This window comes from Lysobacter sp. F6437 (assembly GCF_052547215.1).
On the sequence record NZ_JBQWRB010000001.1, the window covers coordinates 185,637 to 198,664 of the forward strand.

Here is a 13,028-nt window from a genome sequence, read left to right on the forward strand (position 1 = left end):
ACTGTTCAACCTTCTGACTACGCGCCGCGCGGCTCGCAGCGGCCGCCTGCGGGCCAAGCGGCATCGTTTGCGTTCTTTAGGCAGAGGAGCGGGCGCGTGATCTATTACCTGCTGTCGCCATTGACCTGGGGATTGCTGCTGGCGTTGCTGCTGTTGGCGTCGTGGCCGCGGCTGCGCGCGCGCTGGCGGGTGGCGGGCATGGTGCTTGGGGGGCTTGTGCTGTTGTCGTGCACGCCGTTGGGCGCCAACCAGTTGATCCGGCTGGTCGAGTCGGGGGTGGCGAAGACAGAGTCGTGCGCGAGCTCCGATGCAACGCCGATCGTGCTGTTGTCGGGCGGGCTGGAGGGCGCGCCGAGGACAGCCAGCGACTATGCGGAGTTGACGCTCGACAGCTGGGTGCGGCTGCGCGGGGCGGTGGATCTCTGGCAGGGCGGTGGCGGCGAACTGGTCATTGCCGGCGGTGGGCCGTTCGCGGTGAAGGAGAGCGATGTACTCGCCGGCCTGGCGCGGGACTGGGATGTCGCGCCGGCGGATATCCGGGTCGAGCGGACTTCGAACACCACCTGGGAGAGCGCGATGGCGTTGCGCGGGACCCTGCCGGCGGATATCCGGCTGGTCAGTTCGGCGGTGCACCTGCCGAGGGCGGTGACGGCGTTCCGTGCGGCGGGTTTCGACCCCTGTGTGCATTCCAGCGATTCGGCATACCTGCCGCCGGAGAGCCTGGGCGCGCTGGTTCCGCAGTCCTCCGCCATCTTCAAGAGCGAAACCGCGGTGTACGAGTTGGTGGGCGGTTGGGCCTACCGGTTCAGGGCCTGGCGCAACGGCCGGGCATCATCGTCCGGGGCCGGCAGCAGCCGGTCGTAGCAATCCAGCAGGCGCTGGCCGATCGCGCTCCAGCCGTAGTCCTGCTCGGCCAGCATCCGCGCCGCGCGGCCCAGTCGCGCGGCGCGGGCGGGTGCGTCCAGCAGCGCCAGTACCGCATCGGCGAACGCCTGCGGGCCGTCGGCGAACACGGCGCTCTCCCCGTCGCGCAGCGCGATGCCCTCGCTGCCGATCGTGGTGGTGACGATGGCCTTGCCCAGCGCCATCGCCTCCAGCACCTTCAGCCGGGTGCCGCTGCCGGCACGCAACGGCACGACATACACCGCCGCCTCGTGCACCAGCGGCCGCAGGTCGGGAACGAAGCCGGCCAGGCGCACGTGCGGCCGCATCGGCGCCGGAACCTCCAGCCCCGCGGTCTTGCCGACCAACACGAACTCCACGTCCGGCCGCACCTGCAGGATCCGCGGGAAAACATCGCGCAGGAACCAGTCGACCCCGTCGCGGTTGGGGAACCAGCCCATCTGGCCGACGAAGACCAGTTGCCGCCCGCCCGCGAGCGACGTCGCCGGCCGGTTGGCATCGATGTCCACGCCGTTGGCGATGACCTCCATCGGCGTATCCGTGGCCAATGCGCGCAACGCATCGGCGTCGGTGTCGGAACAGGCCAGCACCTGGTCGGCGCGCGCGCAGGCGGCGGCCTCGAACGCACGCAGCTTCGCCAACTGTCCGGACAGGAAGGCGCCGGCCGCGCGTCCGGGTTCGATTTCGGCGCGTGCGGCCAAGAGTTGATGCTCCACGTTGTGCGCGTTGAGCACGACGGGAATGCCGGGCGGGACGCAATCGACATGGGCCATCAGCGGCAACATGTCGAAATGCACCAGGTCGACGTGCGCGGCCAGTTCGCGCAACTTCGTGCGAAACGCGGCAGACGAGTATTTCTCGGCGAGGAACGGCCGGCGTCCCAGGGTTCCGCGCAACAGCGCCCGGGCCAGCGCGACACGTGATTGCGCGGCGGGGATCGGGAACAGGTGCAGGTCGTGCAGCCGGCGACGCAGCGGACCCGCGGCGGACGGGTCGTCGTCCTCGCGCAGGAATCCAAGCAGGGTGACTTCGTGCCGGCGCGCCAGTGCGTCGATCAGGTGCCACGTCCGCAACTGATGGCCCTCGCGCGGCGGGAACGGCAGGCGGCTGGCCAGGACGAGGATGCGCGCCATCAGTGCTTCCTCCACAACCGCGCGGGATTCCACGCCAGCGACGCCGGCAGCGACAGCAACGCGGCGAGGTTGAGCATCACGAAGCTGCCTGCGGTGGAAAGCAGTGGCACCCGCGCGGCCAGCCGCGGCAACAGCAACCCGGCGCCGGCACCGGCGTACGCCAGCAATTGCGCGACGAGGAGCAGCCGGTACAACGGCGATCCGGTGGCCGCCACCGCGGAGGCCAGCAGCGCGGCCAGCAATGCCCACGGCACCATCAGCCGCAGGAACTTGTGCGAGAACCAGGCGAAGAACACCGGGTTGCGCCACGGATCAAGCAACACCGGCAGGCGTGCGAGCAATTGCCAGTTGCCGGCCAGCGTGCGCAGCTTGCGGCGGAACTCCTCCCCGCTGTCGGCGCTGGCACGGTCGATCGCGATGGCCCGTCGCTCCATCCACACGCGGCGGCCGGCGAGCAGGACCTGCAGCGGCATCCACATGTCATCGAGCACGGTGCCGGGCGGGATCGGGGCGAACAGTTCGCGGCGCATGGCGTGGATCGCGCCGGTGGCGCCGTGCAGCCAGCCGAGCCGTGCCTCGTCGCAGCGCAGGCGTTTTTCCATGCGCCAGTAGAGACCGACGCCGTCGGCATCGGCCGTGCCGTCGCGGGCCTGGATCACCAGCTCGCCGCTGACGAGCCCGATGGCCGGGTCGGCGAACGGTGCGACGAGGTGGCGCAGCGCATCGTCCGCGAACACCTGGCGCGCGTCGGCGAAGGCCACCAGCGGGGTATCGATGCAGGCGAGTGCGGCGTTGAGCGCGGCGGCCTTGCCGACGTTCCGGGGCAAGGTGAGCACGCTCGCGCGCGGGTCGCCCACGTCCGCCGCCGCCACTGTGTTGTCGCGGCTGCCATCGCTGACCACCAGCACCCGCAGCCGGTCGGCGGGATAGTCCTGGACAAGCAGGTTGCGCACCCGTGCCGCAATGGTGCGTTGTTCGTCGTGCGCCGCGACGACGACGGTTATTGGTGGGTACTCCGATCCGCCGGCCGGCGCGACACGGGGTTGCGTGCCGCGCATCCGCGCGAGCGCCGCAGCGAGCAGGGGATAGCCGGCATAGGCGTAGGCGACCAGGCCGACGCAGCACCAGAACAGCATCGGCGCGCTCACAGCAGCCGCTCCCGCAGCCGTTCGTAGCCGGCATTGCCGAGTACCCGCTTGGGCAGTTTCAGGGCGTGGTGGCGGGCCTGCATCAGCCGCGGCGCCAGCCCGCGCCACGCCACCCGCGCCGCGAAGTCGGCCAGGTCCAGGCCACGCGTCACCGGGATGCGCTGCAGCCATCCGTCGACGCCAGCCGGCCGGTTGACTCCCGGTACCGAACCGAGCAGGTGTCGGTAGCCCAATGCCTGTGCGGCGTGGCGCTCGCGTTCGCCGCCGCGGCCACCCGGCAGCGCCAGCGCGGAAACGCTGCGTCCCCCGATCGCCTGGAGCCGCTGCCGGCTGTCGCGCAGTTCGCTGAACATCCGGTGGTCGGGAAGATCCTCGAGGAAGGCATGGCTGCGGCCGTGCGACCCGAGCCCCATGCCCGCCTCGACGAGTGTCCTGACGCCGGCACCCGAGAGCATGCCGGGCTGGCCGATGAAGTCGGTGGTGACGAAGAACTCCGCGCGCATGCCGCGTTCCAGCAGCATCGGCAACGCGACCTCGACGTTGCTGGTGTCCCCGTCGTCGAAGCTGATCACGACCTGCCGCGCCGGCACGGCCGGGCCTTCGCGCAACTCGTCCAGCAATACGCTCTGGTAACCGTTGTCGCGCAACCAGTCCAGCTGCTGGCCGAACTGGACGGGATCGACGCTGTAGACGGCATCGAACCGGCCGGGCGACCGGGGGCTGGCGTGCAGCCCGTGGTACATCAGGATCGGAAGCGCGCTCATGCCGCGCGCAGTCCGCGGACCCAGCCGAGCATGCCGCTGGTCTCGCTGAAGAACAGGGCCTTGGAGAGTTTCCCGAAAGGCCCGTGGAAGCGCGTTTCATGGACGTTGAAGCGACGCAGCCGATAGGGATCGGCATCGGACCGGTTGATGCCTTCGATGGTGGTCACGGCGGTCATGAAGCCCGCGCGCCGGACCAGGTCGACGTCCCTCGGGCCGAAGTCGCCATGGCCGCCGTTGGGATACGCGAAGTGGCGTGGCGGTACGCCGACCTCGCCGGCGATCGCGCGTTGCGACGTGGTGATCTCCACCTCGGCGGCGGCATCGTCCAGGCGGCTCAGCATTGCGTGGTGGTGGGTGTGGCCGCCAATCTGTATGCCGCGCGAATGCAGCTGGCGCACCTCGTCCCAGTCGAGCATTTCCGGGATGACCGGACCCGGCCGCGCCTCGAGTCGATCGCCGATGGCGTCCACCCAGCTGTCCACCTGCCAGGCCGGGAAGCGCTTCAGTCGCGGCGGCAACACGGCGAACAACCGGTCGCGCTCGCCCGGGTCGGACAGGTCGAACCAGCCAAGGCCGAGTTCGGCGAGGTCGAGCTGGTCGCGTCGCCGCGATCGCACCGCATGCACCAGCCGGTAGGCCCAGATGGGATCCCTGCCGACATGGCTGGTGGCGACGTAGATCACCGCGGGCATGTTCCGCAGCTTGCGCGACAACAGGTGCAGGTTGTCGTGGTAGCCGTCGTCGAGGGTGATCGCGTAGCGCACCGGGCCGCCGTCGCTGCCGCGGCGCAACGCGTGCAGGCCGTCATCCAGGCTGGTCAGCGCGTCGCGCTCGTGCAGCCAGGCAAGCAGCTGTTCCAGGCTGGAGCGCGAGATGCTGAGCGGGAATGGATCGGGCTCGTCGCGGACCCGGTGCAGCATCAGCACCACCAGGCCGGCGCCGGTGATCCAGCGGTACAGCAGGTCCGGGCCGCCGTAATGGCTGGCGACGGCAATCATGTAGCGCAGCCAGCGCGATGCGTTCGCGTTCATCGCGCGGTGCCCTCGGGTGGCAGGTGGCGCGCCTTGAGTACCAGCGCGACGTAGGCCCAGAAGTAGGCGACCACCGGGTAGTAGGTGAACCGGTCGCCGAACAGGTTGCTGCAGATCAGCGCCGTCCATGTCCCGACCAGTCCGAGCGCGAGCGCGTAGTGCCAACTGCCGGTGGGGGCCCTGGCCATCGAGCGCAGGCCGGCGTGCAACAGCGACAGCAACAGCCCCAGCAGGATCACCCCGCCGATGATGCCGCCCTCGCTCAGGGTCCGCAGGTAGAGGTTGTGGGTGTCCTTGTTGTACGGATTGATCTCGGAGTGGTGGAAGGTATGGAATCCGGTGCCCACCACCGGATGCCGGCCGAAGGTCTCGATCGCGATGCCCCAGTAGACGAAGCGCATGTCGGTACTCTCGTCGCGCTCCTCGGCTTCCACGGTGGTGCTCTCGAAACGCTCCACCACCGAATACGGCAACAGCCCGGGCACCACGGCGACCGCCAGCAGCAGCGGCAGCATCATTTTCCAGCGCCCGCGCCAGGCCAGGATCACCGTCACCAGCCCAAGGATCAGGCTGACGTAGGCGGTGCGCGAGTACGCGTACAACACGCCCAGCACCATGCAGCCGACGCCGGCCACGAGGGCCAGCTTCCAGGCTTTGGAAAGCCGGGTGGCCAGCAGCAATGCGAACAGGCTCACCGCGGTGGTGGTGCAGAACGCCGCGAACTCGTTGGCGCCCAGCAGCGAGAAGGTGCCGCTGATGCGCATGTCGTCGTCGTAGCCCCAACTGGAGACGCTGTTGTGCTGCGCCCAGACGACCTTGAGGATGTAGGGCAGCGGCAGCACGGTGGCGATCACGATCCGCCGGACCCCGGCCCAGTCGGACACTCCCATCTGCACCAGGTAGACCACGAACACGCCCAGCAGGTGGTCCTTGAGGGTGTTCATGTGGGCCTCGGTACCGCTGACGTACTGGTAGCCGATGAACAGCGACACCACCATGTACGCCGCATAGACGAACACCCAGGCGTTCACCGGTTCGTGCGGCGCCAGTCGCCCGCGGGCCAGCAGGCAACCGGCCAGCGCCAGCATGAACATGACGTTGAGGAAGTTGAGGCCGCCACCCAGGTTGGGCATGTGGCCGGTCTGCAGGTTCTGCAGCGGCAGCAGGAACACGAAGAGGTACAGCGGCCACAGCTTGGGCGAGCCGAGCGTGAGCCGTCGCGGGGCGGTCGCCGCGGTCGCCGGCATGGTGGGCGCATGGGCCGGCTGGTCGCCGCGCCGGGCCGGCTGCAGCGCGACCGGTGAGCGCAGCACCCGCGCGGCCAGCGGGAACCGGGGGCCGGGCTTGGCCGCGGCCGGGTCAGGCGGCCGCACGGCCATGCTCGTCCCGCAACAACTGCTGGTAGAGGGTGGTGTAGTTGTCGGCCATGACCGATGGCGAGTGGTGGGCCAACACGTATGCCTTCGCCGCCGCGTCGTGCCGGCCACGCACCGCGAAGGCGGCGTCCATCGCGCGCGTGAGCGCCGCACCGTCGCCGGGCGGCACCAGCCGGGCGTGGCTTGCGTGTCGCAGTAGTCGCGGGACATCCCCGACCGCGCTGGCCACCACCGGCATGCCACGCGACATGGCTTCAAGCACCACCAGCGGCATGCCCTCGCTGAGCGACGGCAGCACCACGCAATCGATCAGCGGGTAGATCGCGTGCATGTCGTCGCGATTGCCCGCGAAACGCACTCGCCCGGTCAGTGACCACTGCCGGCAGAGCGCATCCAGTTCCCCGCGGGCGGGACCGTCGCCCACGATGAGCAGGTGGGCATCCGGCCGGGCGTGCACGATCGGCCGGAAGGCTTCGATCAACTGGCCCAGGTTCTTTTCCGGCGACAGGCGCGCCACCGCGCCGAACACGAACCCGGCCCCGTCGAGCCCCAGCTCATGCCGTCGGCGGGCCACGTCGGCATCGCTGGCCTGCACCGGGAGTTCGATGGCGTTGTCGACCGGGTGGATCCGCTGGCGCGGGATGCCCGCGCGGTGCAGCCGTTCGGCCTGCTCCGCGGCCACCACCACCAGCGCATCGAACCGGCGCAGCACGGCCAGTTCCACCCGGTTGTATAGGCGCATGGATGTCGTGCCACCGACCCAGCCGTGCAGGGTCGCCACCATCGGCCGCGGCTGGTGGCGGGTTGCCAGCCAGGCGTAGAAGGCGCTCTTGTAGTCGTGGGCGTGCAGCACCTGGCCGCCGCCAGGTCGCAACTGCGAGGCCAGGGCGCGGATGGTGCGGGGGTCGAAGCGGCCGTTGCACGGCAGCAGCACCGCGTCCTGGCCACGGGCGCGGGCGGCATCGTGCAACGGCTGTTCGCGCATGCGGTAGTTGTTGATGCTCAACAGGCGGCTCGCGACCTGCCGCCGGCACAGGGCCTGGGCCAGCGTCAGCACCATGCGGTCGGCGCCATACAGCCCCGCGCTCGAGCGCAGTTGCAATGTCGACAGGGTTGCGGGCGCGCTCATGCGGGCTCCAGCAGCCGCTGGTACATCCGCTCGTAGGCGTTGATCATCGTTTCCACCGAATGGTCCGCCTGGACCCGTGCGCGCGACGCGTTCCCCATCGCGCGCCGCCGGACCGGCGCCTCGGCCAGCTCGAGCATCGCTTGGGCAAGCACATCCGGTTCGCACGGCGGGCACAGCAGGCCGTTCTCGCCGTGCTGCACCAGTTGGCCATTGGCTCCCACGGTGGTGGCGATGATCGGCAGGCCGCAGGCCATCGCCTCCAGCAACGCGTTGGACATGCCCTCCGATGACGACGCCAGCACCGCGATGTCGAGCGCGGGCAGCACCGCATCGATGTCCTCGCGGTTGCCTGCCAGCAGTACCGCGTCGGCGATGCCGAGGGCTTCGGCCTGGCGCCTGATGTCGTCCCTCAACGGTCCGTCGCCGACCAGCAGAAGCCGTGCCTCGGACCGTTGCGCGTGCAGGACGGCGAAGGCGGCCACCAGGTCGACATGGCGCTTGACCGGCACCAGCCGCGCCGCGCATCCCAGCACCAGGTCGGATGCACCCAGTCCCAGTTCGGAACGCGCCCGCAGCCGTTCCGCGGGGGAAGGCGGACGGAACTGACCGGTGTCGACGCCATTGGGGATCCACACCGTGCGTTGTCGATCCACGCCTTCCCCCCCGGCCAGGGCGACGAGGATCTCGAGGGCGGGTGCGACGACCGCGTCGAAACGATGGTTCACCAGCCGGAACGCCTGGCGCAGCTTGCGACTCTTCTTGAACCCCAGGTCGCGCCGGTTGGACACGTGCAGGCGACCCGGACGGCGCGGCAGAAGCGCGTTCAACAGGTCCGCCTTCTCGTGGTGCGACTGGACGATGTCGAACGGCTCGTCACGCAGGCGCCGCCGCAGGGCCCACAGCGCCCGCAAGCCACGACGCCCGTAGACGGCATCCACCGGGATGACCTGGACCTTCACGTTCGGCCGTGCGAACACCGGTGCGCGTTCGATGCCTTCGCCCAGCTGTGCGTTCAACTGCACCACGGTGATTTCGTAGCCGTCGGCGGGAAGCCCCGCGATCAGGTTGCGCAGGAACCGTTCGCTGCCCCCCGCCGCCAGCACCGGCGTGTCGGTCAGCAACAGCAGGCGGACGTGGCGTCCATGGGCAGGCGCGATGCCCGCCAGCTCAGCGGCGGTAGGCAATGCTGACAAGTGCGTAGTTCTCGACATAGCTTCCTTCGTTCGCCGTGCTGTCGCGATCCAGGTGCCGGACCTCGACCTGCGCGCTCCAGTGGCGGCTCAATTGCGCGATGACGCCGACCCGGACGGCCATGTCGCGGTCCTTGCGCTCGAAGCTGTCGAACTTGCTCGTGCTCGCCCAGGCCGAGACCGACAGCTCCACCATCGGGGTCAGCCGGTAGCCGAGGTCGAGCGCCACGCCGCGGTCGTCGCGGTTCTCGATCGGGGTGTTCAGGTAATCGTTGCGCGAGTAGTAGGGCGAGACCCCGACGGTGAGCCGATCGCCGACATACTCGTAGCCCAGGTCCAGGCGATGCTCGCGGTAGACGTCCGGATGGGCGATGCCGGAGGGCCCGTCCGGGACCGGTGTCGGGACCGCCGGCGGCGGCACATCGACCGGGCCGATGTCCTCGTTGACGCGACGCACCAGGTCCTGCGCGGCCTCCGAGAACTGATAGGCCATGTCGCCGCGCAGGCGCGAACGCGGAGTCACCTGCCATGTCGCCGTTGCGCGGACCCGGGGCGCGTCGTAGGTGGCGCTGTAGGTGGCCAGGTCGAGCCAGGTATACCCCGCCTCGATATGCAGGCTGGTGCGGTTCAGGGTGAGGTCGTGGGCGAAGTAGAGGTCGCGGCGGTCGTACTCGGTATACAGCTCGGGTTGGTCGAACTCGACCCGCAGGAACTCCGCGTTCAGCGACGCCCGCTGCGACGAATCGAGGTCGCGGAACACGCGGGCGGCGGCGCTGTAGCGGTCGCTGTTGAAGCTTTCGGTCTGCTCGGCGCTGGTGTTGATGTAGCGCAGGTCGAACTGGGCATGGTTGTTCCGCCCAAGCCGCGTCATCAGGGTCGGGCCGGTGGCGAAGACGTTGACCTGTTGCAGGTTCTCGGGCGCGTTGTTGCTGCGGAAGTCGACCGGCTCGTAGCCCAGGCTGTCCTCGACAACGAACTTCAACCGGTCCGGGCTGATGATCCAGTCGAAGTTTGCCGCCAGCTGGCCGCGGACCTCGTCGTCGTAGACGTTGTCGATGTAGTTGAAGTGTTCGACGTCGCCGCGCACCGACAGGTCGACGTGCCGGCTGCGTTCCTGCAGCGCGAAGTCGAGCCGCACGCTGGCGATCTTGTCCTCGATGGGGTCGGAGTCGCCGTGGTTGACGTTGTCGGTGTACATCAGCCCGGCGCCGATCGCGTAGTCGAACTCGACGGCCGCGGCGCTGGTCGGCAGCGCCAGCATCAGCGCGATGAACAGCCAGTTGCGCCGGGGCCAGGCGTCCGTGCGGGTGTGGTTGTTGGCGGGCATGGCTTCAGACGCCTTCGTTGAACACGACGCCGGCGAATTTCTCCGGGGCGAAGCTCGCGGCAGCCTGGGCGATGGCCGAGGGCGTGTCGCGGCCGTAGCCGGCGACCAGCACCACGATGTCGGCGAGGTCGGCGAGGATCCGCGCATCGGGCGTGCCGCGGACCGGCGGCCCGTCGAGCACGATGCGGCGGTCCGGGTCGTGGCTGCGCAACGTGTCCAGCAACAGCCGCATGCGGAACGACGAGAAGTATTCGCCGCCGACCGCCGGGTCCGCTCCCGCGGGCAGCAGCTGCAGCCCCGCCATGCCGGTGTCGTAGATGACCTCCGCGAGATCCTTGGCGGGCTGGTCGAGATAGTCGATCAGCCCGCCGTGGTCCGGGGCGACCTGCAGCGTGGCGTGTTGCGACGGGCTGCGCAGGTCGCAGTCGATCAGCAACGCGCTTCGCGATTCCTCGAACGCCAACGCGGCGGCGAGGTTGCGCGATACGAAGCTGCCACCGCTGCCTTCGCTGACCGGCACCACCAGCGTGATCGAGTTGCCATCGCCCATCGCGAGCAGCTTGGTGCGCAGTTCACGGAACGCGTCGACCTCGGGGCGTGCCACCGCGTCGCGCTGGATCAGCGAGCGCGCCTCCAGTTGCACCGGGGTCAGCGACGACGTGCCCTTGCGGCGCACGATCTCATGGCGGCTGGCGGCCTCGGGCTGCTGGTCGTCGGTGGGCAGGACGGGCATGTGGTAGTCGTTCATGGGGTCTGCACCAGCCGTGCCACCAGTGCCGCGGCGTAGGCGATTGGAACGATGGCGAACAGTGCGGTGGCGATCGCGTAGGTACGGCGGTCGCGGCTGCGCTCGCGGACGGTGAGGCAGCGCGGCACCGTGCCGAGCACGGGTAGCGACGCCTTGTGCTCGATCTGCTGCGGCGACCGCACCCTGGGATCGAACTTCACGTACAGCAGCAACAGCATCAACGGCGCGAGGACGGCCGCGCCCAGTCCCGCCACCGCGACGTGCATCAGGCGCAAGCCGTTGCCGCGTGCCGGAACCCGGGCGGGTTCCTGGATACGGAAGGTGAGGCCGCTTTGCTCGGCATCCAGGCTCATCGACAGGCGCGCGTTCTCGCGGCGCTTGAGCAGGTCCTGGTACAGGTCGCGGTTGACCTCGTAGTCGCGCGAGAGCTCCGCCAGGCGGCTCTCCGACGAGGCAATGCGGCTGCGGCGCGCGCTTTCCCGGCCTTGCAACGCCTCCGCCGACGCCAGTCGGGACTGCACCGCGGCGATGTTGGTGCGCACCTGCGCCAGGTTGCTCTTGAGCTCGGCATATAGCGGGTTGAAGGTCGTGATGCCACCCAGCGAGGAGCCGGTGGCGGACGATCCGGTGGCCGCCATCGCGTCGGCGCGCTCGAGCTGGCGACGCAGGTCTTCCATCTGGTGGTTGACGCGCACCACGTCCGGGTGCAGCTCGGTGTAGCTCATCATCAACCGGCTGCGCTCGGCCTCCAGTTCCGCCATGCGGGCGAGGATCTGCGACGACTGGGTCGAGGCCAGCGAGATCTCGCTTTCCCCCGACAACTGGGTCTGCAGCACGGCTTCCTTGGAACGCAGGTCGCCCAGTTCCATGCGGGAATTGTCGACCTGGCGCTGCAGCTCGTTGAGCCGGGCGGCGACGTTTACGTCCACGCCCGGCCGCGCGTCCGGGTTGGCCTGGCGGTAGTGTTCCAGGTTGGACTCGGCCTCCACCAGCTTCTGGTGGTAGCGCTGGACCTGGGTGTCGATGAACGCGTACGCGTCGCGGCCCTCGCGCTCCTTGGCGGCCAGGCTTTCGGCCATCACCAGTTCGGCGAAGCGCCGGGTGACTTCATAGGCGCGTTGCGGGTCGCGGTCGGTGTAGGAGATCTGGATGAGGTTTTCGCGCGGGTTGGTGACTCCGGTGCGGCCGGTGATCTCCTCGATCAGGCGCTCCTTCGCCGCGGGCGCCATGCCGTCCTGCCACCAGCCGCCGGTCTTGAGGATCTCGTCCATGACCTTGCGGCTGTAGGCGACCTGGCGCGCGATGCTGGCGCGGTTGGACACGCCGGTGGGAACCGCGCGGCCCTCGAGCAGCGGCCGGATGATGTTGCTGTCCTCGACCAGGATGCTGGTGTTCGAGGTGTAGCGCTTCGGCAGGAGCATGCCCGCGGCCAGCGCCAGCAGGGCGATGGCGGCGAAGATGCTGGCCAGCATCGCAATCCGCCGGCGCCCTTCCTTCAGCAGGGGCGGGACGAGCGTGGCCAGCGGGGATTCGGGTTCCGGCGACGACCACTCCAGTGCAAGGTTGGTATTGCTCACATCACGCGCTCCGGAACGGTGATCACGTCGCCCGGCGCCACGTCGAAGTTGGTCGAGAGGTCTCCCTGGTTGAGGATCAGGTCGAGCCGGACGGTGAAGCTCTGGGTGCCGTTTTCGCCGGCCTTGCGGTACAGGTCGGAGCGCGCGGGCGCCGCGAACTCGGTGACGCCGCCGGCCGCGAGCACGGCGTCGAGCACGGTCATGCCCTGGCGGTAGGGGATAGAGATCGGTTGCTTGACCGCGCCGGTCACCCGTACCCGCGACAGGTACTCATGGCTGCGCAGGTCGGTGAGCATCACCGAGACCTGAGGGTCGCGCACATAGACCGAGAGCTTCTCCTCGATGTCCTTGGCCACGGCCTCCGGGGTCAGCCCGCCGGCACGCACGTCACCGACCAGCGGGGCGGAGATCATGCCGTCCGGGCGCACCGGGACGGTGATGCCAAGTTCCGGCTGGCGCCAGACCGAAACCTGGACGATGTCGTCGACGCCGATCAGGTATTCGGTCGGCATGGTGCCCTCGACGGGCGGTGGAACCGCGGTGGTGCTCCCGGTGGTCGAGCAGGCTGCGAGCAGCATGCAGAACCCGGCGGCGAGGAGGGTGTGGACGGCGTTCATGGCAGGTGGTCCCCGGATGTCTGTAGGGGGAAACGAAGCGGGGCCACCGTGCCGGCCACGGCGGCGCGCGATTCCGCCATGGCTT

The 13,028-nt window shown here is 69.3% G+C and carries 12 protein-coding genes; 1 reads left to right on the forward strand and 11 read right to left on the reverse strand.

Features of this window, described 5'->3' with window-relative positions:
- Positions 1–96 precede the first annotated feature (96 nt).
- Positions 97–864, forward strand: a complete 768-nt coding sequence (locus ACT9F5_RS00770; protein ID WP_445118055.1) for an ElyC/SanA/YdcF family protein — start codon at positions 97–99, stop codon at positions 862–864.
- Here ACT9F5_RS00770 and ACT9F5_RS00775 read toward each other — a convergent pair.
- Genes ACT9F5_RS00775 through ACT9F5_RS00825 form a run of 11 tightly spaced genes read right to left on the reverse strand, consistent with a single transcriptional unit; the run spans position 798 to position 12,943 of the window.
- Positions 798–2,036, reverse strand: coding sequence for a glycosyltransferase (locus ACT9F5_RS00775; RefSeq protein ID WP_445118056.1), 1,239 nt, complete (start codon positions 2,034–2,036; stop codon positions 798–800). The genes ACT9F5_RS00770 and ACT9F5_RS00775 overlap by 67 nt on opposite strands.
- Entirely contained in the window at positions 2,036–3,184 is a 1,149-nt protein-coding gene (locus ACT9F5_RS00780) for a glycosyltransferase (protein WP_445118057.1), read from the reverse strand. The genes ACT9F5_RS00775 and ACT9F5_RS00780 overlap by 1 nt, the downstream gene beginning before the upstream one ends.
- Entirely contained in the window at positions 3,181–3,948 is a 768-nt protein-coding gene (locus ACT9F5_RS00785) for a polysaccharide deacetylase family protein (protein ID WP_445118058.1), read from the reverse strand. The genes ACT9F5_RS00780 and ACT9F5_RS00785 overlap by 4 nt, the downstream gene beginning before the upstream one ends.
- A complete protein-coding gene (locus ACT9F5_RS00790; protein ID WP_445118059.1) occupies positions 3,945–4,979 on the reverse strand; it encodes a polysaccharide deacetylase family protein in 1,035 nt (344 codons plus the stop codon). Before ACT9F5_RS00790 ends, ACT9F5_RS00785 begins: the two co-directional genes overlap by 4 nt.
- Positions 4,976–6,352, reverse strand: coding sequence for an O-antigen ligase family protein (locus tag ACT9F5_RS00795; protein ID WP_445118060.1), 1,377 nt, complete (start codon positions 6,350–6,352; stop codon positions 4,976–4,978). Before ACT9F5_RS00795 ends, ACT9F5_RS00790 begins: the two co-directional genes overlap by 4 nt.
- Complete coding sequence (locus ACT9F5_RS00800) at positions 6,339–7,484, reverse strand: glycosyltransferase (protein ID WP_445118061.1); 1,146 nt, start codon at positions 7,482–7,484, stop codon at positions 6,339–6,341. Before ACT9F5_RS00800 ends, ACT9F5_RS00795 begins: the two co-directional genes overlap by 14 nt.
- On the reverse strand, positions 7,481–8,677 hold the full coding sequence (locus ACT9F5_RS00805) for a glycosyltransferase (protein ID WP_445118062.1): 1,197 nt from the start codon (positions 8,675–8,677) through the stop codon (positions 7,481–7,483). The genes ACT9F5_RS00800 and ACT9F5_RS00805 overlap by 4 nt, the downstream gene beginning before the upstream one ends.
- Entirely contained in the window at positions 8,652–10,001 is a 1,350-nt protein-coding gene (locus tag ACT9F5_RS00810) for an outer membrane beta-barrel protein (protein ID WP_445118063.1), read from the reverse strand. The genes ACT9F5_RS00805 and ACT9F5_RS00810 overlap by 26 nt, the downstream gene beginning before the upstream one ends.
- A gap of 4 nt (positions 10,002–10,005) precedes the next feature.
- The gene (locus ACT9F5_RS00815; protein ID WP_445118064.1) at positions 10,006–10,734 is read right to left on the reverse strand and encodes a polysaccharide biosynthesis protein; all 729 of its coding nucleotides are present in this window, start codon (positions 10,732–10,734) and stop codon (positions 10,006–10,008) included.
- An 11-nt stretch (positions 10,735–10,745) separates the two neighbouring features.
- Entirely contained in the window at positions 10,746–12,326 is a 1,581-nt protein-coding gene (locus ACT9F5_RS00820; RefSeq protein WP_445118065.1) for an XrtA system polysaccharide chain length determinant, read from the reverse strand.
- Positions 12,323–12,943, reverse strand: coding sequence for an XrtA/PEP-CTERM system exopolysaccharide export protein (locus tag ACT9F5_RS00825; RefSeq protein ID WP_445118066.1), 621 nt, complete (start codon positions 12,941–12,943; stop codon positions 12,323–12,325). Before ACT9F5_RS00825 ends, ACT9F5_RS00820 begins: the two co-directional genes overlap by 4 nt.
- Positions 12,944–13,028 lie beyond the last annotated feature (85 nt).